Raw genomic sequence first — 24,542 nt, 5'->3', positions numbered from 1 at the left:
AAAAATTTACATTTTTGCTAAAAAGCAATCACTCGTTTCGCTAGGAAAACACGTAGCCTTGACTTTTTGTTTATTTACTCTAGTATACCATGAATAAAACAGAGCTTCAATTGTATCAAGTCTGTCGAAAACAAATGCTTTCCATCCATCCTTTGTTAATTTTTTCTAAAAAGTGTATTGCGTTTATCATAACAAAATTTAAAAGTGAAACCGTAACCTAAATTGTCACGCCTGCTCTTGTTTTCTTCCCAAAACAAATTTATAATGAACAAGAAACTATTTTTGAAACGGCGGTGAACTGTTTGAAATTCTTTAAAACCAAAGCCATTTGCTCTTTACTTTGTTTAACAGGCTTTTTATATTGGCAAAACAATGGGCTGATGCTCACACAAAAAACCTATTCAAAAAATGTTCCCAAGGGATTTGACGGCTATAAAATTTTACAGGTTTCCGATTTGCAAAATAAAGCTTTCGGAGGGAATCAAGAAAGACTTCTTGAAAAAATCGAAAATGCTACGCCGGACATTATCGTTATCACAGGAGATTTAATTGATCGAAACCGTACAAATTTGGATACGGCAATGACTTTCGTAGAGGGTGCCGTTAATATTGCCCCTGTTTATTATGTCAGCGGAAATCACGAGCATCAATCAGGTTATTTTGACGAACTTTTAGAAAGATTCAGTGAAACAGACGTGACTGTTTTAGAAAATGGGAAGTCTATTATTGAAAAAAATGGGGATACTATGGAAATCATCGGACTTGCGGATAAACGAGTAAATCCTTATTACTCCCAGGTTCTTTCCACACTCTTAAAAGGTACGGAGAACGGTACTTTCCACCTTCTTCTTTCCCATCGTCCCGAATTATTTGATACCTATGTGGAAAACAACGTGGATTTAGCATTTACCGGACATGCCCACGGCGGACAAATCCGTCTTCCCTTCATAGGGGGTATTTTCGCTCCAAATCAAGGCTTTTTCCCAGCCTATACATCGGGAATTTATGAAAAAAACAACACTGCCATGGTGGTCAGCCGAGGTCTTGGAAACAGTACCTTCCCTTTCCGCATTTTTAACCGTCCCGAGCTGGTAATGGTAACTTTGGAATATGAAAATAATATTTAAGGAATATTTGCTTCCCTTAGGGCAATATGCTATAATGAGCCAAGCTATCCCATTTTCCAAACCTTGGCAGAGTCATGCTTCTAAGCAAGATACTGACGTTTGATATGGGTTAATTTAGAAAATTTGAATTTTTAAACATGAAAGGAAGAATATCATGGCAAAAAATCCTGTTGTAACATTTGAAATGCAAAACGGCAGCATAATTAAGGCAGAACTTTATCCTGAAATCGCTCCAAACACCGTAAATAATTTTATTTCTTTAGTAACCAAAGGCTACTATGACGGTTTAATTTTCCACCGTGTCATTAACGGCTTTATGATTCAGGGTGGTTGTCCTGACGGCACAGGTATGGGTGGCCCCGGATATCAAATCCGTGGTGAATTTTCCATAAATGGCGTAAAGAATGATTTACAGCACGATAAGGGCGTACTTTCTATGGCTCGTGCTATGAACCCCAACAGCGCAGGCTCTCAGTTCTTTATTATGCACGAAAAATCACCCCATCTGGATAGCCAGTATGCCGCTTTTGGTAAAGTAATCGAAGGACAAGAAGTGGTAGATACCATTGCAAATGTTCGCACCAGCCGCGGCGATCGCCCCGTAGAAGATCAGGTTATGACAAAAGTAAGCGTTGATACCTTTGGTGAAACATATCCTGAACCTGAAAAAATGTAATATTTTTTAAAAAAACTCAAAAACTGCTTGCATTATATATTTTTTTATGATAATATAAGCAGGCGGTTTTACTTGCGGATGTGGCGGAACTGGCAGACGCACCAGACTCAAAATCTGGCGGTAGTGATATCGTGTGGGTTCGAGTCCCACCATCCGCACTACGAAAAAACAACATGCAGAGTTATGCATGTTGTTTTTTTATTGCCAATGAATGTTTTTTTAAAAACTGCACTCTCATAACCAATACCCCAAATCAGAGCAAACAATATACACCTATATCTCAGGAATTTTTTCTACATCTTTAACTGTTGTAATCTCTGTAACATCATCATAAAAAACATGTTTTGTATAAAGCTGATAAACTTCATCTGATGTTGCGATGACAGTACCATCTGTAAACATCAATGAAAATTCCGTCATTTCTTCATTGATGAAAAGCGTAGAAATTATGTCCATGGAAGGAAACGTACCATTTTGAAAGTATAATACTTTCTGAACGTTATCATCACTATTCCACTTAATATTTGAATACATATCTTTTCTATCTGTTTTTTCGTAGGATAGAATTTGAAATTTTCCATGAAACCTTTCGTCATTATGAAATAGGTAGTTGCTTTTTTCCCCATCTATTACAACGGTTGTTTCACCGCTTTGCATTCCATTTTTATATATATTTGCAGAAATTTCTTGGTTTATATTTTGATTAAACGGAATTTTAGAAAGTATCCAAAAACCAATCATGATTAATATAACTGCATTGAGCATTGTTTTCTTCTCCTGCTTCATTTTCTTCCCCCTTCCCCATAATAAATATCTTTTCACTCATTTTATCATAGATAAAACGAAAAACCATATACAGACCTAATCAAACTTAACTTTAATTTGATAAAACAGACTGAACTCAGAATCATAGGGTGAAAATCTTTCATTTGCTTCTTCTTTATGCTATACTAAGTTGACGACTTAAAATTCCAAAGCTGGTGATAAAATGAAAAGGTGCATTGCAATGACTGAAATAGTTGATTAAAAATAAACTCAGGAGGTTTTTTATGACTATTTCAGATAAAAAAATATATCCAAGAAGGAATGATTTAGAAACAGTATATTTAAAAAATGTTATTACAAATCCCAATATTATCATTGGGGATTATACCATGTACAATGACTTTGTTTCTGATCCTACACAATTCGAAAAAAATAATGTGCTATATCATTACCCCATCAACCAAGATAAACTGATTATTGGTAAGTTCTGTTCCATCGCTTGTGGCGCAAAATTTCTTTTTACCAGTGCCAATCATACCCTAAAATCCCTTTCAACATATCCATTTCCAATTTTTTTTGATGAATGGAATTTAAATAAAACACAAGTTGCATCTGCTTGGGATAATAAAGGTGATATTATAATTGGAAATGATGTTTGGATTGGATACGAAGCAGTAATTCTATCCGGCGTTCATATTGGAGACGGTGCAATCATCGGCGCAAGAGCGGTGGTAACAAAAGATGTGCCTCCGTATACAATTGTAGGAGGCGTTCCGGCACAAGAAATAAAAAAACGTTTTTGTGATGAAACGATAACCCAATTGCAAAAGCTGCAATGGTGGAATTGGTCTTTTGATAAGATACAGCAAGTTTTGCCCTATATTATGAATGGGGAAATTGATAAACTATAACCTAATAAAAAAACCGGTGAAAAAGGGTATCTATTTCACCGGTTTTTTTATACTATCTCTGTTCCAATGCCCAGATAATAGATAACTAGTGAACAGCAGAAATTTGGTAACATTTCACTTCCACAATTTGGTTAAAATTGTTCCTTTTTCTTCCATATTTATTGTGATATAATATTTAGGATTTTTAAATTTTATACTGTATAGATAGGAGTACCTATGGATTCAGATACAATCTTTGCAAAAATGAAAAAATTAATGGACTTATGCTGTCTTAATCCAGAGATACTGTTTTTTGGATTCAAAGGCTTTTCATAGACCCCCAACTTTCCAGAAAAGAACGAAAAACAAAGAATTGTTAGAAAAAATCATTTTCAATCATCTGGGCAGCGATGAATTTTTTATTAATAAAGCCATTGATTGAAGTTAAAGGGATTATCCCATGGTAAACCCAGACTGGGCAGGAAATTTTATTGCCAAATACGGAAACAGAATGCATAGCTTAAGTATCCGAGAGGCAAGTAAAGATATTTGACAAATTGATACTTATTCATCATAGACGAGTAAATGGGAAAGGATATTTTCATGATAAAAAATATAATATTATTCTGCCATCTGATCTTGCTTATTGCATGCACTGGATGTGGCTCTAAAACAATTGAAGCAGAAAATCCATTCAAAATAGATACCTCCGATTATGAACTATTAAGTCAGTCAACGGAAGGCTACAATACAATTGAAGTATATCAGCATGACAAAAAAGTTATTGTAAATGCAAAATCAGAAGCAGCTTTTTTTGATGGCGCACAATTTATTGTAGAATCAGAAAATGAATTATCTACTGAAGATGTGACAATAACATGGTCAACGATAGGTGGAGGCACCGAAAAAACGGAAGACAATGCAAGAATTATTTGCGAAGTCAAAATACAAGAAAATGATACAGTCATATTAGACAAAAAAATTAACTTTTTGAAAAAAGGCTTTGAAGCCATCACCGAAATGCTTGAAGAAAGAGGAACCTTATAAATTTTATTTATCTTTCAATTGTAACAATAGCAATTTTTTACGATTCAGCCAGCAATGCGTATATTCAAAGATTACTTTCACCAAAAGTAATAAATAAAAAAACCTGAACCTTTACCCATAAGTGAAGCACTCAGGTTTTCTTTACGTTCAAAAAGAATTAGACTACAAGCATATCTTCCTCTTTGAAACAATCATTTTCTCTTGCGATAGTATTCTGCCGCCTGTTCCGGTAAAATAGGATTAATATAACTCCCTGAGGCATATTCGAAGCCGGCAAACCCACCGATTCTGGGCAAAATTTCAATATGCCAGTGAAAATCTCCACCCACTTCACCATCAATCAAACAAATATTATACCCTATATCCTGGCGCAACGAAGCAACTTGGGGCAAAAGGCTCTTTAATAAAGCCGACAACGACATTAATTCTTTTGCTGTCACATTGGCAAACGTGGAGATATGGCGTTTGGGACAAAGCCAAAGCTCATAGGGAAAGCGAGAAGCATAAGGCGTAATAGCAAAAAAATCCTGATTTTCATCTGCAATACGTATCCCCTGCTCCTTTTCATAAGCCAGCATTTTGCAAAAAAAACAATTGTCCGCCTGCATATGCCGACGCATCAATTCCACCCGCTGGGGCACAACAGGCACTCCAACAATCTGCCAGTGAGAATGACGAATGCTCATCCCCGCCAACGGGCCACAGTTTTTAAAAATTTGAATATATTTCACTTCATCCGACAACAGCATTTTTCTATATCTTTCTTGTAACACCCCAAAAACTTGCTCCAGCTGTATCTGGGAAAAATGATCAATGGTTTCTTCATGATGAGGGGTATCCACCAAAATCTCATGTAGTCCCCGACCAGAAGCATGTTGGTAAAAGGTATTTTCAAAAGCCTTCTCCTCCCCTTCATTTACGGTAGGAAACATATTGGGAAAAACACGAATTCTCCAGCAGTCGTCCGCTCCATCCTGATAAAGGGGTGGAGTTGTTTTATCTTCATTTCCGCCGCAAAACGGGCATCCCTCACTCCCATTATATTTACACTCGATTTTATGCAAAAACTCATAGGGACGGTTTTTTCTGTTTTCCGCATAATGCGTCCACTCTCCCGTAAAAGGATTCTTTCTTACCTCGGACATAGACTCCCCCCCTATTCTTTGTCACTATCAAACGTCCACTGGCTTATGGAATAAAAAATATCTTCTTCTGTCGGTACAATCTCCCCGCCGACACGGACAGATGTAAGCATGGCTTTCTTTCGAAAAGCAATACTGATATACGGCAATTCCTCAGCAATTCGCTTTTGCAGGCTGCTGTATGCCAGCAAAGTTTCCCCTTCTCCAACGGCCTGATTTGCCGCCAAAAGTAAAGCATCCATCTGTTCGTCTTCATAGCCAATATAATTCATACTTCCACCGCTGCCAAAAAAATCATATAGATTTGTGACAGGGGAAATCTGCCATCCACCTACAATCAAGTCAAAATCCCCATTCAAAAATTTTTCCTGATATTGATCAAATGGTTGTAAATCCAAAGATACATCAAAGCCCAACAGGGTTAGCTCATCTCGAAGCTTCGTGGCGATTTGTTTCCTCGCCCCATTTTCTTGATTTGCTAAAATTGTGACATGAAGCTGTTCTTCTCCATTTTCACCGTCTTTTTCCAGTCTTCCATCGCCGTTTTTGTCTATCCATCCCGCATTTTTCAACAACGTTGCCGCCATATCCCCATCATATTCAAAGGGCGCAACGTTTTCTTCATACAACCATGAACTGGGGCTTACAGGAGTATTAGTGAGTTGGGCATACTGTAAATATACGTTATCATAAATTGCTTTTTTTGGCAGTGCGTAATCAACCGCCTGACGCATATTTTTATCCTGAAACAAAGAACGATGAAAGTTAAACCCAATAAAGTCATATTGCCCGGAAACAAATTGGTATACATCTGCCCCGCCTTCATCGGCATAGCGACCTGTATCCACCGCATCCGTAACCAAAATATCCGTCATTCCCTGGTTAAAGGCATAAACATCCGTTTCTGCCCCGCCTGTAGTACGAACGGAAACTGTGTCAATTGCAGGCTTTTGTCCAGCATAAGAAGGATTTGCCGTCAATATCATTTCCGACGCCACAGAGTAGGATTTCATGGCATAAGGCCCACTGCCCATAGGTGATAAATTCACTTCACTTTTTGGGTCCGACTGCCCTTGGTAATATGCCTTTGAGATTATAGGAAACTCCAGTGCCGCCAAGTTTTTGCTAAAAGGTGTACGGAAAGAAATATCTATAGAATACTGCCCTGTTTTGTGGTAAGTAGAAACATAATCCATTACTTTTTTATATACAGAATCCTCCGTAGCTCCCTGAATGGTATCAATGGAAAAAGCTACATCATCTGCAGTCAAAGGGGAACCATTTTGCCAAGTAATATCGGAGCGAAGCTGCAAGGAAAGCGTTAAACCATCTTCGGAGAAGCTCCAGCTTTCAGCAACAGAAGGACAAGGCTTATCAGCCCCATCAAAAGCAATCAAGGGCTGAAAAATCAGTTTTAGTATCGTATCCACCGTTTCTTCTCTGTTTCGCAACGGGTTTAAGGTTTCCGGCACACGCATAGATAAAGTCAAAACATGGGTCTCCTCTTGGCTTTTCTCCACATCTCCGGAAACGGAAAATTTATTATCATTCCCAACGCCTTCTGAACATCCTGAGAGAATCAGAACACAAAGAAGGATTAGTACCATTAAATTCTTTTTCATATGTGCCTCCATAAAAACTATAATCTATAAAAAATTTTATAAAGTTTTTGCACAAGCTCTACTTTTCTAACGTAACTGTTTGTTTCAGGAAAAGGAATTTCCTCCAGATGATAACCATCCTCGCTATATTGATTGTCGTCAAGCCACTGGCTTACCTTCCCATGACCTGCATTATATGCAGCCAAAACCGTAGGCTGAACATCACCGAATTTTTCCTCCAGCCATTGCAAATACCAAGTTCCCACGGCAATACTGGTTTCCGGATCTTTCAAATCTAAGGTATCCACATCCAAGGAATCCACACGACTGGCAACCCACCATCCTGTTTCCGTTGTTACCTGCATCAAGCCCTTTGCTCCCGCCCTAGAATGGGCATCAGGATTAAAGCGACTCTCGCAAAAAATAACAGCATATATTAAGGATTCCTCCACATCATACATCTTTGCATACTTCTCAACCTGTTCTCGATATTTGATGGGCAATACTTTGGGTAGCACAATAAAATACCCCAATGCAACAACCACTAAGAGCAAAAGAACCCGGGTAAGTATTTTCTTAATCAAACGAAGCATTTCTTCACCCACACTTTAATTTTAATTTTTAACTTATTTATTGGAAATTTCCAAATTTGAACTTCGAAAATCTCATTGAATAAATCAATGAATAAAACATAAACATATTTAATCCCCAAATTCAAAAACATTCATATGTTTTCTTGCAAAAACCTGGATTTAAAACAATACACACTATGCGTATTTTTTCATCATATTGGCAACCTGCACCTGCACATCTTCCATCGTAGTGCTATTGTTAATTATTTCTTGGGCATAACTCTTATATTCCGCCCATGATTTTTGATTTGCAATCCGCGCTTTTGCCGTTTCATATGTAATGCCGTCCCGCTGCATTACACGGCGGGCCCGTACCTCCTCATCGGCGTAAACAACCCAAATGGCATCACAAATATCGCCAAGCCCCGCTTCAAGCAGCAAAGGCGCATCTATGATAATCAATTTCGCCTTTCTTAATTCCTTTGCCTCTTGAATTTGCCTTGCAATCTCCCGTGCGATATATTTATGGGTGCAGTGGTTCAAAAATTCCAGTTTTTCCTTATTCCGAAACACAATTTCGCCAAGCTTACGACGAAAAATCTCGCCATCTTGTCTTAAAATTTCCTCGCCAAAGTAATCCACCAGCTCCCCATAAGCCGGCCTTCCCATTTTTATAATTTCATGGGCAATCAAGTCAGCGTCAATAATCATGGCTCCTGCATCCTTAAGGCACTGACTGACAATGCCCTTTCCGCTACCTGTTCCTCCTGTTAAACCAATGACATTCATTACATATCCCTCATTTTTATTTTGCCTCAAACCAAGAATTCCCTTCATGCACATCCACATCCAACGGAACAGAAAGCTTTGCCGCCTGCTCCATTTTTTCTTTTAAAATCCTTGCTACTGCTTCTTTTTCCTCTAAATAAGTTTCAATCAGAAGTTCATCGTGCACCTGTAAAATCAGACGAGAACGATAGCCCCCCTCTTTCAAAGCCTTATGCACCTGAACCATGGCAATCTTAATAATATCCGCCGCACTGCCTTGAATGGGCATGTTCATAGCAACTCGCTCTCCAAAAGAACGCTGTATAAAGTTATTGCTCTGCAATTCGGGCATAGCCCTTCTTCTGTTCCAAAGGGTGGAAACATAGCCCTGATCCGTAGCATTGGAAATGGTCTCATTTAAATACTTTTTAATATTGGGATATTTTGTAAAATAAGCAGCAATATATTGTTCCGCCTCTTTTCGGCTAATCCCCAAATCTTGGCTTAAACTAAAAGCGCCTATCCCGTATACAATTCCAAAATTAACTGCCTTTGCGTTACTTCTTTGTAAAGGTGTGACCTCCTCAAAAGGCACGTGGAACACCTGAGAAGCAGTTAACCTATGAATATCCTGATTATTTCGAAAAGCATGAATCAAGGTTTCATCCCCTGCAATATGGGCAAGCACCCGTAATTCAATCTGAGAATAATCCGCATCCAAAAAACAGTATTCCTTGTTTTCGGGAATAAAAACCTTACGCAGTTCTCTTCCCAATTCCAAACGAACGGGAATATTCTGTAAATTCGGCTCAGTAGAGCTGATGCGCCCTGTAGCGGTAATGGTTTGATTAAACGTTGAATAAATCTTTTCTGTTTTTTCATCCATCACAGCCAAAAGCCCATCAGCATAGGTACTTTTCAGCTTTGCCAACTGACGATAATACAATATTTTTTCTACCATGGGATGCTCATATTTCAATTTTTCCAAAACATCGGCGGCAGTGGAATAACCTGTTTTTGTCTTTTTCCCGCCTTTTAACCCCAATTTTTCAAATAGGATAACCCCAAGTTGTTTGGGAGAATTCAGATTAAATTCCTCTCCCGAAAGAGCAAAGATCTCTTTTGTAATAATTTGAATACTTTCCTCCAGATTTCTCTGGTATTCTATCAGAGCATTCTTATCCACCTTAATTCCATATTCTTCCATATCAGCAAGCACATAAATCAAAGGCATCTCTATATCATAAAAAAGTTCTTGCTGCCCGTTTTCCTTAATCTGCTTTTCCATAATCTCTTTTACTTCAAAGAAAACCTTTGCTTGGGTTACAGCAAAATTTTTTCTTTCTTCTTGGGAAAGTGAAGAAAATGCCTTTTTGCTTTTTCCTTTTCCCAATACTTCCTCCACAGAAAAAAATACCTGGTTCAAAAACGTCTTTGCCAAATCATCATATGCATAGGAAGACCCTGTAGGATTTAAAATATAAGCTCCTATAGCAGTATCAAAGGAAATTACCGGCGTTTTTTCAATCATCCCTCGAAGAAATTTAACATCTTTTTTCACATCGTGGCCTATTTTTATATATTCTTCATCCGTAAAAAAAGGTTTCGCTACTGTAATAAGCTGCTCTACCGTTAAATCTTCTCCAACTTCAAGCCAACAGCCCCTTGAGTCCTCTTGATATAAAGCAATACCTTGACATTCCCCCTCGTCCATAAAAAGAAGATAGGACGTTTGTTTCTTTTCCAGAGAAGAAAAAAAGCTTTGCGCTTCATCTAAAGAATAAATACCATGAAAATCTTGAACTTGCGCTGTGTGAACTTCTTCTTTTTCAAAGCGACCATACATACTTTTCAGTTCTAAACGTTTCACCAAATCATAAGCCATAGGATTAAACATATCCCCAATTTTGGTTTGCTCTTTCTCAAAAGAAATGGGCATATCCCGTATAATGGTTGCCAAAAACTTGCTCATTCTTGCCTGTTCTTGGAATTCCGCTAAGTTTTCTGACGCTTTTTTCGGCTTCACCTCTAAACAATGGGCAATGGCATTCTCCAAATCGTGATAAGCTTGAATAATTTTTGTAGCGGTTTTTTCACCAATCCCCGGAACACCAGGAATGTTATCCGAGGAGTCTCCCATCAATGCTTTGACATCAATAAATTCCAAAGGGGTTACGCCATATTTTTCCACAACATCTTTAGCATAGTAATCCTCTGTTTCCGTACGTCCCCCCTTGGTTTTGGGAATGCGTACCTTTAAGGTCTCACTGGCAAGTTGCAATAAATCTCTATCACCGGAAACTACAACGGGCAAAACCCCTTGTTCTTCAGCTTTAGCAGAAAGAGTACCCAAAATGTCATCCGCCTCATAGCCTTCCATTTCGAAAATCGGAATGTCCATGGCCTGAAGCATTTCCTTCAATAGCGGCATCTGCTCCCGTAACTCATCTGGCATTCCCTTTCTCGTTCCTTTATAGCCTTCAAACTCCTTATGGCGAAAAGTAGGGGCATGCAAATCAAAGGCAACTGCCAAATAATCCGGACATTCCTCATCCATTAATTTAAAAAGTATATTCAAAAATCCGTAAACTCCGTTGGTATACTTCCCTTCGCTATTCGTTAAAAGGGGCACACCGTAAAAGGCACGATTTACAATGCTATTTCCATCTATCAACATTACTTTTTCAGTCATAATTGACCTCCCATTTCATTTAAAACCCAATTTATGGTAATATCGTATAACTCACCATACTAATTATTTATTATACACCAATTCATTATAAAAACCTATTACAAATACCGAAATTTTCCCAAGGACAATTTGAATTTCAAGCCTTTGTTGCATATAGTAGCAATAAAAGCATCCCTAGGAGGTTATTTATGAAAAAAATCATATCTCTTTTGTTAGCCGGTGCCATGGCTTTATCTCTATTGGCGGGTTGCTCTTCCCAATCCACAGCCCAGGCAGAGCAAACTCCCGTCAGACTCAACGAGGTCGTGCATTCTGTCTTTTATGCCCCCCAGTATGTTGCCTTGGAATTAGGCTTTTTCCAAGAAGAAGGATTGGATGTAACTGTCGCCATTGGAAATGGTGCCGATAAATCTATGACGGCATTGCTCTCCGACTCTGCCGACATTGCTCTTTTGGGTACGGAAGCCGGCATCTATGTTTATAACGAGGGAAAAGAAGACTATCCCAAGGCTTTCTTACAGCTTACCCAAAGGGCAGGCAACTTCCTTGTTTCTCGAGAGAATGAGCCGGATTTCAGATGGGAAAACCTCAAAGGCAAATCCATTATTGGCGGCAGACTAGGCGGCATGCCTGAAATGGTTTTGGAATACGTTTTGAAAGAAAACGGTTTGAAATTAAATGAAGATGTTGAAATTATTAATAACATTGACTTTTCTTCCACTGCTGGTGCATTTACCGGTAATGTAGGAGATTATACCGTAGAATTTGAACCTGTCGCAACTACATTGGAGAACAGCGGCAGTGGTTATATTATTGCTTCCTTAGGTGCCGCCAGTGGATATGTACCCTACACTGTTTATATGGCAAGAGATGATTTTATGAATTCTCATCCCGAAATTATCGAAGCCTTTACCAGAGCAATTTATAAAGGTCAGCTTTGGGTAAAAGGACATACCTCCGAAGAAATCGCAAAAGCAATCTCTCCTCAGTTCCCCGATTCCGACGTAGAAACCTTAACAACCATTATTGAACGCTACAAGGCACAAGATACATGGAAAGCTGACCCTATGTTCTCAGAAGAAGGTTTTACCTTAATTCAGGATATTATGGAACAGGGCGGTCAGTTGACACAAAGAATCCCTTTTACCGATTTGGTAAGAACGGATTTTGCAGAAAAAGTTATGAATTAAATAGCAAAATTTTATATTTATAAGTACAGTCCAATTGCACTGCAAAAGGGCTGTACTTATTTTTTAGGAATTATCCTCCCCGTTTGCTAAGAATATCTTCAAAATTTTCTCTAAAAAAAGAGTTCCTTCACAAAATTAAAATTTCTCAAACAAATTCAATTTTTCAACTATATCCAAAAACAGCATTTAGAAATCATTCCCATAACCTATTATTTTTTTTCATGAATACAATAAATTATTACAGAAATATTGTTAATTTCTATTGAAACGATTCTAATTTATTTATTTTCAATTTGCTATATGGGCACTTTTTCTTGATTTTACGTCTTTTATATATTAAAATTATAAATTATTTCATATTGACGCAGAGATGATTTATTGATATATTTTATAAATGAAAAGTTTATTGATATAATAATATTATTAGATCACAGGGGGGATTCAATGTTATCTTTCAATAATAAAACCAATTTACTAGAACTAAGAAAATACCAGTACAACCTGCAAAATGTAGACGAGCCAAACCTTTATCGGGATAATTACAATTATGATGAAATCCCAAAATGCACCTTTAACTATCGTTTGGTTCCTATGAATCCACCGGATGATATCTGGATGACAGATACCACCTTTCGTGATGGACAGCAGGCAAGAACACCCTATACCGTGAAGCAAATTACAACGCTTTACGAAATGCTCAGCCGTTTGGGCGGGCCAAAAGGGAAAGTTCGTCAGTGCGAATTCTTCCTTTACAGTGAAACCGACCGTAAAGCAATTCGTGCTTGCCAGGAGATGGGACTGAAATTTCCCGAAATCACAGGTTGGATTCGTGCCACCAAAGAGGATTTTAAATTAGTAAAGGATATGAACTTGCAAGAATGCGGTATTTTGGTTAGTTGTTCCGACTACCATATTTTCAATAAACTGCACAAAACAAGAGAACAAGCTCTTCATGATTATTTGGAAATCGTTAAAGCTGCTTTGGATTATGGTATACGCCCTCGTTGTCATTTTGAAGACGTAACAAGAGCAGACTATTATGGATTCGTAGTACCATTTGCAACTGAATTGAAAAAACTCATGGATCAGTATCAAATTCCCGTAAAAATACGTTTTTGCGATACCATGGGCTATGGTGTTCCTTATCCTGGTGCAACACTCCCCAGAAGCGTTGCGGGTATTATTTATGGTATCAATCACTTTGCACAAATTCCCAGCGAGTTAATTGAATGGCATGGACATAACGATTTCTATAAGGCTGTTGTAAATGCCACAACAGCATGGCTTTATGGTGCCGGATCGGTAAACTGCTCCTTGCTTGGCATTGGCGAAAGAACAGGTAATACACCTTTGGAAGCTATGGTAATGGAATATGCTCAAATGCGTGGTACTCTGGACGGCATGGATCCCACAGTAATCACCGAAATAGCCGAATACTATGAATCCGATTTGGGCTACCAAATTCCCGACAGAACACCTTTCGTAGGCAGGGATTTTAATGTAACCCGTGCCGGTATTCATGCTGACGGCATGGCAAAAGACGAAGAAATTTACAATATTTTTAATACTGCAAAGATATTAAACCGCCCGATCGGCGTTGAAATTAATAAAAATTCCGGTTCTGCCGGCATTGCTTACTGGCTAAACCAATACCTTGGCTTAAAAGGTGAGGATATGATTCAAAAAAACTCTCCCGAAGCTACAACTTTACTGAATTGGGTAGATGGCCTATATGAGGACGGTCGTGTTACCTTCATCAGTAAAGAAGAGCTGATTGAAGCAATGAAAACCTTGACACCTCATCTATATGCATTAAAAAAGAACAAAAAATAAGGAGGAACCATGTATGAACCTTACAGAAAAACTCATCAGCAGTCACCTTATTAGCGGAGATATGGTTGCCGGCAAGGAAATCGCTATTAAGATTGATCAAACCTTAACACAAGATTCCACAGGAACCATGGCTTATTTGCAGTTTGAAGCAATGGGCATCCCTAGAGTAAAAACAGAACGTTCCGTTGCCTATATTGATCATAACACACTGCAAACAGGCTTTGAAAATGCAGATGATCACAAATATATTCAAACCGTAGCAAAAAAACACGGCATCTATTTCTCTAAACCCGGAAACGGCATTTGTCATCAGGTACATTTAGAGCGTTTTGGTAAGCCAGGCAAAACCCTGTTAGGCTCCGACAGCCATACCCCCACCGGAGGCGGCATCGGTATGCTTGCCATTGGTGCAGGCGGTCTTGATGTTGCGGTAGCAATGGGTGGCGGTGCATATTTCTTATCTATGCCTAAGGTTTGCCGTGTGAATCTGATTGGTTCCTTACAGCCCTGGGTAACAGCAAAGGATGTTATTCTTGAGGTTCTTCGTCTGCTTTCCGTAAAAGGCGGGGTAGGCAAGGTTATGGAATACAGCGGTGAAGGTGTCAAAAGCTTAAGTGTTCCCCAAAGAGCCACCATTACAAATATGGGTGCTGAATTGGGCGCAACTACTTCTGTTTTCCCCAGTGATGAGGTTACCAAGACTTTCTTGAAAGCGCAAGGACGTGAGGAAGATTGGATAGAGCTTTCTGCCGATGCCGATGCCAAATATGATGAGGAAATCACCGTTGATTTGGATAAAATTGTACCTTTGGTGGCCTGTCCTCACAGCCCTGACAATATTAAAAGAGTAAATGAAATAGAAGGCCTGGCGGTGGATCAGGTAGCTATCGGCAGCTGCACCAATTCCTCCTACACGGATATGATGACCGTAGCAGCTTTGCTAAAAGGTAAAACCGTAGACCCCAACGTAAGTTTGGTTATTGCCCCCGGTTCTAAGCAAGTTATGAACATGTTAGCGGCAAACGGCGCCCTTGCTGATATCATTTCTGCTGGTGCCCGTATTTTGGAATGTGGCTGCGGCCCCTGCATCGGTATGGGACAAGCCCCTGCTACCAATGCGGTTTCCTTAAGAACCATCAACAGAAACTTTGAAGGCAGAAGCGGTACAAAATCCGCGCAGGTTTATATTGTAAGTCCCGAAACAGCCGTTGCCAGTGCTCTTTCCGGAAAACTGACAGATCCCCATACTTTGGGGGATGCGCCCTTGATTTCCATGCCTGAGCATTTCTTGGTAAATGATAACTTAATCGTTCCTCCTGCTCCCGAAGGTGAAACAGTAAATGTTGTAAGAGGACCTAATATTCAGTCCTTCCCCAAAAATACAAAGGTGCCTAAGGATATTTCCGGAGGTGCACTGATAAAAGTGACCGATAATATCACTACCGACCATATTATGCCCTCCAATGCAAAGCTTCTTCCTTACCGCTCTAATGTGCCTTATTTGGCAGATTACTGCTTAACACCTTGCGACCCCAAATTCCCCGCACGTGCCAAGGCAGCAGGCGGCGGCTTCATTATCGCAGGGCAAAACTACGGTCAGGGCAGTAGTCGGGAGCATGCAGCTTTGGCACCCCTCCAGTTAGGTGTAAAAGCCGTTCTTGCAAAGTCCTTTGCAAGAATCCATATGGCAAACCTCATTAATAACGGAATTTTGCCCTTGGTTTTTGCAAACGAATGGGACTATGATTCTATTCGTCTCGGAGATGAATTTGTCATTAAATATGCTGCAGATCAAATCAAAAGTGCCGTAGAAGGTCAGGATGTTATGGTAACCCACCTACGCACAGGAGAAGAAATTGCAACCCGTTTAAATATTTCCGCAAGACAGAGAGATATTCTGTTGGCTGGCGGTTTACTAAATTATACAAAAGAGTCTAACTAAAACATTTTAGCGCTATGATACACACTATTCAGAGAAAACATAGCCTGTATAAATATAATTTGGAGTTCCTTCCATTCGAGGAGCATCCTAACTTACGTTAAAATCCATAATTTGCTTATATTGCAGGAGGAAAGAAAAATGGCATATCATGTTACATTAATTCCAGGTGATGGCAGTGGCCCCGAAGTAATTGCAGCAGCAAAAAAGGTTGTGGAAGCAACCGGTGTTGACATACAATGGGAACTGGCCGAAGCAGGTGCAGCGATGATTGAAAAATACGGCTCCCCACTGCCCGATGAAACCATTAAATCCATCCGTAAAACAGGAGTTGCCTTAAAAGGGCCTATCACCACGCCTGTTGGAACAGGATTCCGCAGTGTAAACGTTGCCCTGCGAAAGACCTTTGATTTATACGCAAACGTTCGCCCTGCGAAAACCTATCCTGGGGTTATCACAAAATTCGAGAATATTGATTTAGTCATTGTTCGTGAAAATACAGAAGATCTTTATGCCGGTATCGAGCGTATGGTAGATGAAAATACCGCGGAAAGCATCAAGCTTTTTACCAGAAAGGGCTGCGAGCGCATTATCCGCTATGCTTTTGAGTATGCAGTAAGAGAAGGCAGAAAAAAAGTAACCGCTGTTCATAAAGCAAATATTATGAAGTGTACCGATGGTATGTTCCTTGATATCGCCAGAGAAATTGCCAAAGAATACCCACAAATTCAGTTTAATGACAGCATCGTGGACGCTATGTGTATGCGATTGGTAATGCACCCTGAGGACTATGATGTACTGGTTTGCCCCAACCTTTATGGTGACATTGTTTCCGATCTTTGTGCAGGTTTAGTTGGGGGCCTTGGTTTAACTCCCAGTGCAAATATCGGTGTAGATGGCGCAATTTTTGAGCCTATACACGGTTCTGCACCCGACATTGCAGGACAGCATAAAATCAACCCCACTGCAGCAATCCTCTCCGCTTCTCTCATGCTTGCACATCTAGGTGAAAGTAAAGCTGCGGCAAGCATCGAAATGGCAGTAGAAAAAGTAATCGGCGAAGGATCCATTCTTACAGTAGATATGGGGGGTACTGCCTCCACAGAAGAATTTGCCGATGCAATTATTGCCGCATTCAGTTAATTATAAAAATCAAGTTCTTTTTAAAATAATGGAATAAACATATTTCATAAAAAAGCCCGTGACGCAAAGATTTGTCAAACAAATCTTATATGCAATCAACGGGCTTTTTCTTTGTCAAATTCCTATTCTTTCAAAAAAATTATTGACTATCCTTTTTATATAAATAGCACCTCGCCCTTGACCAGATTTTCTCCATCCCAAAGAGAGGTGCCTTTTTCAATTATTGATCACGATGCCACCACAAAAATCCAGGGTCACATAAAGGTCTTTGCCTTTTTGCCCAACGCCCACGCCTATGGAATCCACAGAGGGGTCAAGTAATCCCTGAAATTGTGCTGCAGTTCGAATCCACTGCTGATAAACGTTAGTAACATCGCCCCTTTGTTTGACAATAACCTCAGAAGCGCTTGTAAAAAGAATCTTTCCGGCAATAATTCTGGTAAAGGGATTACTTCCATTACTTCCTGTATAACCAAAATAATCGTTCTCCACCATATCCTTGCTATGTGCCACGGCAACCACAGAAAGTTTCGGTACTTCCGTTAAAAGAGGCAATCCTTGTTCTTTCCGTTTGACTTGGATTAAATCAAGTAATTCCTTTTCTACGATTTCTCGCTCAGAAACAGTCAAACCGCTTTGCAAGTCATTGCCATAGGCAAACTCTCTATCCCGCAGCCAAATTCCCCTTATTGTCCCCTCATAATCCAGAGGAATACTTGCATGTGTAGTATCGGTTTCAATAATGCCGCTATGCTCTACCAAGCTGATAAAGTTTAATTTTTTAATATCTGCTGAAGTTCCTTCACCTACAGTGCCCAAATAAGAGAAATGCTTTGTGGGTACAAAAACTTCTACAATCTTATTTTCTTTTAACGTAACAAAAAAGTAGTTATCATAATCTCCAATATAAACATACCGTTTTAGCCCATAAACCGTAGTATCAATACGATCCGGCTGACCCCAATCTTTTGTCAGCTGTTCCGATGTTTCTTCCAAAGATATAGCCTTTTCATTGATATACACAGTCTCTGCATCAAAGGTATTTTTCTGGCTTTCTACAACAGAAGCTTCCTCTTCTTCCATAGGCTTTTCTTTTGAAACTACCTCTTCATTCACGGCTTCGTTTTCTTTATCATCAGTAATATTATTGTTAGCATCAAAACGAATATTTTTTTCAGCATAACGATATGCTTTCACAAGGCCAATCACCGCTTCTTGGAACGTCAGCTCTCTCATAGGATAAAATTTTCCGTCATTTTCCCCTACCAATATTCCTGCCGCTTTAATTTTATTAATTATTTCAATAGATGACTTCATTAAAATGGAAATATCAGAAAAAGCATACTGCCCTGCTCCGGGAGCCAATGTAATATCCCATGCATTTAAAATTCTATTGAGCATAATTGCCAGTTGCTCACGAGTTAAGCTTTTATTTGGCTCAAACTTATTTGGCACTGTTCCGCTGATAATACCCGCTTCATAGGCGACAATAACAGCCGAGTCGTCACAATCTATAAAAGGGCTTTTATTTTTAGGGGCTAACTTTTCTCCTTTGGTATTCTCATATAAAAGCACTACAATCTTACAAAACTCAAGTCTTGTAATGTTTCTTTTCGCATCCAGAAGATCTCCTTCAGAAACCAACCCCTGATTATATGCGTATTCCATAGAAGCCTCCGCCCATGGATCAGCATTAGTTACAATATCTGCGAAAACAGGTACAGTAGAGCCCATTATCATAAGCAGCGCCATGGCTACTGCAATAAGTCGCTTCATGCTATCATCCTCTCTAACATCTTTTTTCAAACCATCTCAATTCACTGAAAATAAGAACGCAAATTTATCAGAACTGTTGCAATCTCATCTTTTATTTGGCATATAATACAAGATATATTCTTCACCATAATCTAGTATAATATACCAAAAAACAAACTGCACTTATCAGTGGTTTGATTCACTCGCATTTCATGCTAACTTAGACACTTTAAATTCTCTTCTTAGTATATTTAAGTTCAGAAAATTTACTGAACATGCTTTCCCAAATAAAAGCAAACTACCTCCAGATATCCCCACTTGCATAAAAATTTTTAAAAACCACAAATATTATACCATAATATTAAAAAAACGCAAAAAAAATTCAAAATCCGACTTTTTCTTGCGTTTTTCTAATATAAAACCCCCCGTTTTCCTTGGAAATACAGGGGGATAAAAGTTTTCTATTCAAAATGCAAGAATCAAGCCTTCATTTCTTTAAGACCCATCAAGCCTTCTCCAAACAAAGCTGGATCCATCAATTTGATTTCACCGTTTGCATCTCTATCAATGATAGGTTCGAATTCCATAACATCAAGAATTTGTGTCTGCAAATCAATACCAGGTGCAATTTCAGACAAATGCATACCATCTTTCTTCAAAAGGAATACGCATCTTTCTGTAATATAAGTAATCTGTTGCTTATTTGCAAGAGCCACATCACCATTGAAAGTAATCTGCTCAACAGCTTTTATAAATTTCTTCTGCTTACCTTCTTGAACAATAATAACCTTGCCATCTTCGATTTTAACTTTCAAGCCACCGGCCGTAAATGTACCACAGAAGAATACCTTGGGTGTATTCTGTGTAATATTGATGAAACCGCCACAGCCAGCAATACGAGGACCAAATCTTGATACATTGATATTGCCTTTTTCATCGCATTCAGCTAATCCTAAATAGCAAAGATCTAAACCGCCACCATCATAATAATCAAATTGATAACCCTGATCAATCAGTGCATCAGCGTTATAAGAAGCACCAAAACGAACGCCACCAGCAGGAACACCGCCAATAGCACCACTTTCAGCAGTTAAGGTCATAAAATCAACAATACCTTCTTCATCAGCAACACTTGCTACGTATTCAGGTGCACCAACACCTAAATTTACAGCAACATCTTTTTCCAATTCAATGGCACCACGACGACCAATAACTTTCTTTGCACTTAAAGGAATTGGCTCTCCTACAACTTCAGGTCTTCTATGTTCGCCTGATAATGCTGGATCATATTCACAATCTAAAGATTGCTGGTGATCTTCTGGATCAGCAACAACAACGTAGTCAACATAAATTCCTGGAACTTTTACATGACGAGGGTCAAGAGTACCAGCTTTCACTACTCTTTCAACTTGAACCACAACGATACCACCACTGTTTTTAACAGCCTGGCATACGGATGTTCCTTCCAGAGGCGCAACTTCTTTTTCAAATGTAATATTACCACTTTCATCAGCGTAAGTACCGCGAATAAGAGCTACATGAATAGGGAAAGCAGGGTAGAACAAATATTCCTGACCCTTAATCTCTACCAATTCAACAATATCTTCTTTGGTAATATCATTTACCTTACCGCCGCCATTTCTAGGGTCGATAAATGTACCAATACCAACTTTAGTAAATACACCTGGTTTATGAGACGCAATATCACGGAACAGATGGCATAATGCACCCTGAGATACATTATAAGCCTCCATTTTATTTTCCATTGCCATTTTGCCCAAAGCAGGAACTGTTGCCCAGTGACCAGCGATGTAGCGTTTTAAAAGACCTTCGTGAGCGAAGTGCTCAGCGCCTCTTCCGTCTCTGTTACCTTGAGAACCACAATAAACGTAAGTAATGTTTTTGGGTTCGCCTGTTTCTAAGAATCTTTTTTCCACAGCTCTGTCAAGAGCTTCGGGGATTGAGTTTCCAACGAAACCACTTGTTGTAACTGTATCACCATCCTTGATGAGCTTTGCAGCTTCATCAGCGGTAATAATGGGAACTTTTCTCATTGTCGAAAATCCTCCTAAATCCTAATCATTTTTTTGTATCTCTGCTTATTACAATACACCGGGGCAGTCACCCACCCCAGTGTAAAGTTTTTCAGCAACGTTTTGTTCAAATTACAGCATTTCTACGAAGGACTGCAATCTAGTCTTAACCTGTTCGAAAGAAGAAACTTCCTGATCAACTTCGATCATCAAGCTCTTAACGCCTTTTTCTTCAAATTCTCTGTACATTACAGGGTAATCCCATTCTTCAGGATCACAGAATTTCATCATAGCAACGATGACAGCATCTGCACCAGTCTGGATTGTTTTGTTGATCAACATCTTGCCGCGGCCTTTCTTTGTATCGGTAGCAACGGAGCAACCATACATTTGCTGCCATACTCTAGCCAATCTGTAAAGAGGGCCACCTTCGCCATCCAGAACATCAACACGGATCTGTCTGGATTCCTGAGCCAAGTCATCATCAACGATAGCAATTTTGAATTCGTTGAAGATTTCAAGCAATTCGTTGGGCTCAAGCAAGATACCTGTAACAACAACTTTCTTGCCATCCCAAGGCTGAACAGGCATAGCCTTAACTTCAGCAATGAGTTCTTTCACAAGTGCTGTGTGTTTTTCTTTCAACATAAACTGTCTTGCTTTAAATACAGCATGACGGCTAACAGCGTCGATAACCTGAGGATATTCTGCTGCAACTTTTACAAATTCACGCATAACTGCTCTATTTTCGTTGTAAACAGCGATAGAATTTTCCAATGCAACATTTGTAATTTTTACATCCAAAGTAGCTTCTAACTGCTTTCTGATTAATTCATATTCTGTTACCAAAAATTCGTTGGCAGCTTCCAAGCCTCTGTTCTGAGGATGTGTAAATACGATTACAGGAGATGTACCTTTCCATTTTTGGCTTAAACATTTCAATGTATCACAAGGTACAGAGAAAATTACAGCTGCAAGGTCATCATAAGCGCCTTCACACTGCAACTCCATAACCTGCTGCATAATTGAACAAGCAAATGGAGGAAGGTATGTACGAGCCTTGGAAATTGTTTTACCCTGCGCACCCCAGATACCCATAGGTAAATAACCTGTTGCATGTACCATTTCTTCAGGAGCATAAATAGGCATAATACCTACAGCGCCCTTACCTGTTTCAGCTTTATAATCATCCATTGCTTTTTTAGGATTTGCGGCAATGTCTTTTAATTGGGATAAAATAGCTTCTACTTTACTCATCGTTTTCTCCTCCTTATTATTCTGCTTCTGCCATGTTGGCTTCCATCATTTCAACCAGAGCCTGAACACGTGTATCGAACTGTGCGGGAGAGAATACGCGAGGATCTGTCTGGTCGCCATCGAAGCTTACGTAAGGCAAACCATTCTTTTCTTTAATGACTTCTGCTGTTTCAACGTTCAGGAAGCTCATAAGCTTACAGCTTCTATTCAGGTGGTAGATAGTACCGTCAACTTTGCCTTTTTCCATAATGTCCAAAAGAACATCCACTTTGTTCTGTAAGCAAGTGTTGATATAAATTCTTGTATAAGCTTCTGCCATAGAGTGCATAGAGTCATCATCTGCATCATAGTGCAAATCCCACAGTGCAGGATAAGCTGTTCCTGTCATGATAGAGTTAAGTCCCTTCATAGCCTTGAATGTGTGACCCAAATGAGGCCATACTGCAATACCTTCCCACTGGAAGCGAGTTTTTTCTGCACCCTTGAATGCATAGATGCCTGCTTTCAAGTTTTCTTCCAATTCATCAGCAAATTTCTTGAATGTTATTTCAGCATAATCTAAGGAACGGCAAGCTACGATCAATGCCATGTAGTTGAACAGATCAAAACCATTCAAAGGAGATGGTTTATACTGAGCCATAGCTGCGATTCTGTTCCAATGATATACGGAACGCTGTGTCTGATCTCTAACTTCCTTGAATTTTTTCCAGTCAAAAGATTTACCGCAAATAACTTCCAACTGAGAAATTGCATTTCTAAACTGATCTGCAATGTAAGCCTTTGCATATTCAGGAATAGGCATTGTGTGGTTGAAAGGAACGTCAATAACGATGCAAGGGATGTCCAGCTCTGCTGCAAGGTTTTCGTACCATTTCAACAATGTATTACAGATGTTATTACATGTAATTACTAAGTCAGGCAGAGGAACATCTGCTGCAGGAGAGTTAACCAAAACTTCAGGCTTTACACCTGTGATTGCAGCTTCCTTTAGGCATTCCATGTAGCCCATGTTTACTCTACCATAAGAACAACAGTCAATGTTGTAGCCTTTTCTGTCTGCAACTTCCAACATATCCATAGCGCCTTTTCTTGCGCCGATGCCTGCAGCATGGGTTTCAGGATAAATCATCGCAATACCCATTGTTACGCAGAATTCAGGGGGAGCTACGGAAGCAGACCAGCAAACAAGATCGCCTCTTGCTTTTGCTTCTCTTGCATCCTGATCAGCCTTGTTCTGATAGTAGGCTAACAACTGTTTTGCTTTCATGCCTTGTGTTAAACTCATTCTAATCCCTCTTTCTTATTTTTTTTGAGCCGCTTCATATGCGAACAACGCCGCACCCAGCGCGCCTGTCGTTTGTGGATTTGGTGCCACAATTACGTCTGTTTTCAATACACCAGCTACCGCTCTGACTACGCCTGCGTTTTTTGCAACGCCGCCTGTCATTACTACGTCTTTTTCCAAGCCGCCTCTGTAGGCCAGACCGCAAGCTCTGCTGGCAACTGAAAGGTGAACACCTTTAATGATGTTATTTCTGCTTACACCGTTGGATAACTGAGAGATAACCTCAGATTCAGCGAATACTGTACAAGTACTGCTAATAGGTGCAGTATCCGTAGCTTTTTCATCCAATCCGGCCATTTCATCCAGGGTTGTTTCCAGTACTCTTGCCATTACTTCTAGGAAACGCCCTGTACCTGCCGCACATTTATCATTCATAAAAAACTGCTTGATACCACCCTTGTCATCCAAGCGGATTGCTTTTGCATCCTGCCCGCCAATGTCAATAATGGTGCGTGCAGTGGGTACCAAAAAATAAATACCTTTTGCATGACAGCTAATTTCACTGATCTGTTTATCGGCATCAGTAAAATTAAATCTGCCATAACCAGTTGCGACCACAAAAGAGATATCCTCCCTTTTCAGTCCGCTTGCCTGATAGGCCAACTCAAGAGCCCGCTGAGGACCCGTAGAGCCTGTTCCTACCTGAACAACCTCTGCAGCTACAATGTCTTTTCCATCCTTCAAAATTACTGCCTTTGAAGAAGCGGATCCAACATCTATGCCCATTGTGTACATCTTTTGTCCTCCTCCATATATCTAACTGTATT

20 protein-coding genes and 1 tRNA gene are annotated in these 24,542 nt (G+C 39.5%); 10 read left to right on the top strand and 11 right to left on the bottom strand.

Annotation, left to right across the window (positions count from 1 at the left end):
• Window positions 1-302 precede the first annotated feature (302 nt).
• From P9Q65_RS09165 to P9Q65_RS09155, 3 genes are all read left to right on the top strand, one after another.
• Window positions 303-1,127, top strand: coding sequence for a metallophosphoesterase (locus tag P9Q65_RS09165; RefSeq protein WP_304509110.1), 825 nt, complete (start codon window positions 303-305; stop codon window positions 1,125-1,127).
• 154 nt (window positions 1,128-1,281) lie between these two features.
• On the top strand, window positions 1,282-1,803 hold the full coding sequence (locus P9Q65_RS09160; protein WP_304509109.1) for a peptidylprolyl isomerase: 522 nt from the start codon (window positions 1,282-1,284) through the stop codon (window positions 1,801-1,803).
• Window positions 1,804-1,877: 74 nt separating this feature from the next.
• Window positions 1,878-1,961, top strand: a tRNA-Leu gene (locus tag P9Q65_RS09155).
• 115 nt (window positions 1,962-2,076) lie between these two features.
• Here the strand turns inward: P9Q65_RS09155 and P9Q65_RS09150 are convergent.
• Window positions 2,077-2,589: a hypothetical protein gene (locus tag P9Q65_RS09150; RefSeq protein ID WP_304509108.1), complete on the bottom strand. Its 513-nt coding sequence runs from the start codon at window positions 2,587-2,589 to the stop codon at window positions 2,077-2,079.
• Between the two features lie 263 nt (window positions 2,590-2,852).
• Between P9Q65_RS09150 and P9Q65_RS09145 the strand changes: the two genes are divergently transcribed.
• The 3 genes from P9Q65_RS09145 (at window position 2,853) to P9Q65_RS09140 (ending at window position 4,505) form a co-directional block, all read left to right on the top strand.
• Window positions 2,853-3,479, top strand: a complete 627-nt coding sequence (locus P9Q65_RS09145) for a CatB-related O-acetyltransferase (RefSeq protein ID WP_304509107.1) — start codon at window positions 2,853-2,855, stop codon at window positions 3,477-3,479.
• A 439-nt stretch (window positions 3,480-3,918) separates the two neighbouring features.
• A complete protein-coding gene (locus tag P9Q65_RS13460) occupies window positions 3,919-4,011 on the top strand; it encodes a DNA alkylation repair protein (protein WP_442870848.1) in 93 nt (30 codons plus the stop codon).
• Between the two features lie 50 nt (window positions 4,012-4,061).
• Complete coding sequence (locus P9Q65_RS09140) at window positions 4,062-4,505, top strand: hypothetical protein (protein ID WP_304509106.1); 444 nt, start codon at window positions 4,062-4,064, stop codon at window positions 4,503-4,505.
• A 191-nt stretch (window positions 4,506-4,696) separates the two neighbouring features.
• On the opposite strand, the gene P9Q65_RS09135 is transcribed toward P9Q65_RS09140, so the two are convergent.
• The 5 genes from P9Q65_RS09135 to polA all read right to left on the bottom strand — a co-directional run bounded on the left by P9Q65_RS09135 (window position 4,697) and on the right by polA (window position 11,280).
• Window positions 4,697-5,650, bottom strand: coding sequence for a galactose-1-phosphate uridylyltransferase (locus P9Q65_RS09135; protein ID WP_304509105.1), 954 nt, complete (start codon window positions 5,648-5,650; stop codon window positions 4,697-4,699).
• Between the two features lie 11 nt (window positions 5,651-5,661).
• Window positions 5,662-7,269 (bottom strand): ABC transporter substrate-binding protein, encoded by a 1,608-nt coding sequence (locus P9Q65_RS09130; RefSeq protein ID WP_304509104.1) that lies wholly within the window; start codon window positions 7,267-7,269, stop codon window positions 5,662-5,664.
• Window positions 7,270-7,286: 17 nt separating this feature from the next.
• Window positions 7,287-7,841, bottom strand: a complete 555-nt coding sequence (locus P9Q65_RS09125) for a lytic transglycosylase domain-containing protein (protein ID WP_304509103.1) — start codon at window positions 7,839-7,841, stop codon at window positions 7,287-7,289.
• 174 nt (window positions 7,842-8,015) lie between these two features.
• Complete coding sequence (gene coaE / locus P9Q65_RS09120) at window positions 8,016-8,609, bottom strand: dephospho-CoA kinase (protein WP_304509101.1); 594 nt, start codon at window positions 8,607-8,609, stop codon at window positions 8,016-8,018.
• Between the two features lie 16 nt (window positions 8,610-8,625).
• The gene (polA, locus tag P9Q65_RS09115) at window positions 8,626-11,280 is read right to left on the bottom strand and encodes a DNA polymerase I (RefSeq protein WP_304509100.1); all 2,655 of its coding nucleotides are present in this window, start codon (window positions 11,278-11,280) and stop codon (window positions 8,626-8,628) included.
• A gap of 188 nt (window positions 11,281-11,468) precedes the next feature.
• Between polA and P9Q65_RS09110 the strand changes: the two genes are divergently transcribed.
• The 4 genes from P9Q65_RS09110 (at window position 11,469) to P9Q65_RS09095 (ending at window position 17,385) form a co-directional block, all read left to right on the top strand.
• On the top strand, window positions 11,469-12,470 hold the full coding sequence (locus tag P9Q65_RS09110; RefSeq protein ID WP_304509099.1) for an ABC transporter substrate-binding protein: 1,002 nt from the start codon (window positions 11,469-11,471) through the stop codon (window positions 12,468-12,470).
• A 444-nt stretch (window positions 12,471-12,914) separates the two neighbouring features.
• The gene (locus P9Q65_RS09105) at window positions 12,915-14,303 is read left to right on the top strand and encodes a 2-isopropylmalate synthase (protein WP_304509098.1); all 1,389 of its coding nucleotides are present in this window, start codon (window positions 12,915-12,917) and stop codon (window positions 14,301-14,303) included.
• A gap of 13 nt (window positions 14,304-14,316) precedes the next feature.
• Window positions 14,317-16,245 carry an aconitate hydratase gene (locus P9Q65_RS09100; RefSeq protein WP_304509097.1) on the top strand — a complete coding sequence of 643 codons (1,929 nt, stop codon included), beginning with the start codon at window positions 14,317-14,319 and terminating at the stop codon, window positions 16,243-16,245.
• A gap of 138 nt (window positions 16,246-16,383) precedes the next feature.
• The gene (locus P9Q65_RS09095) at window positions 16,384-17,385 is read left to right on the top strand and encodes an isocitrate/isopropylmalate dehydrogenase family protein (protein ID WP_304509095.1); all 1,002 of its coding nucleotides are present in this window, start codon (window positions 16,384-16,386) and stop codon (window positions 17,383-17,385) included.
• 216 nt (window positions 17,386-17,601) lie between these two features.
• Here the strand turns inward: P9Q65_RS09095 and P9Q65_RS09090 are convergent, their stop codons facing one another.
• From P9Q65_RS09090 to P9Q65_RS09070, 5 genes are all read right to left on the bottom strand, one after another.
• The gene (locus P9Q65_RS09090; RefSeq protein ID WP_304509094.1) at window positions 17,602-19,161 is read right to left on the bottom strand and encodes an S-layer homology domain-containing protein; all 1,560 of its coding nucleotides are present in this window, start codon (window positions 19,159-19,161) and stop codon (window positions 17,602-17,604) included.
• A gap of 458 nt (window positions 19,162-19,619) precedes the next feature.
• Complete coding sequence (locus P9Q65_RS09085) at window positions 19,620-21,194, bottom strand: acyl CoA:acetate/3-ketoacid CoA transferase (protein ID WP_304509093.1); 1,575 nt, start codon at window positions 21,192-21,194, stop codon at window positions 19,620-19,622.
• A gap of 111 nt (window positions 21,195-21,305) precedes the next feature.
• Window positions 21,306-22,430 (bottom strand): 2-hydroxyacyl-CoA dehydratase subunit D, encoded by a 1,125-nt coding sequence (locus P9Q65_RS09080; RefSeq protein ID WP_304509092.1) that lies wholly within the window; start codon window positions 22,428-22,430, stop codon window positions 21,306-21,308.
• A 16-nt stretch (window positions 22,431-22,446) separates the two neighbouring features.
• Window positions 22,447-23,715 (bottom strand): lactoyl-CoA dehydratase subunit alpha, encoded by a 1,269-nt coding sequence (gene lcdA / locus P9Q65_RS09075; protein ID WP_304509090.1) that lies wholly within the window; start codon window positions 23,713-23,715, stop codon window positions 22,447-22,449.
• A 15-nt stretch (window positions 23,716-23,730) separates the two neighbouring features.
• On the bottom strand, window positions 23,731-24,510 hold the full coding sequence (locus tag P9Q65_RS09070) for an acyl-CoA dehydratase activase (protein WP_304509089.1): 780 nt from the start codon (window positions 24,508-24,510) through the stop codon (window positions 23,731-23,733).
• Window positions 24,511-24,542: the final 32 nt, after the last annotated feature.

Origin of the sequence: Anaerotignum sp. (genome assembly GCF_030625865.1) — a bacterium.
In the GTDB taxonomy this organism is placed as follows: Bacteria; Bacillota; Clostridia; order Lachnospirales; family Anaerotignaceae; genus Chakrabartyella.
Note: the sequence above shows the minus strand (reverse complement) of the source record. Positions and strands in the feature narration are given on the sequence as shown.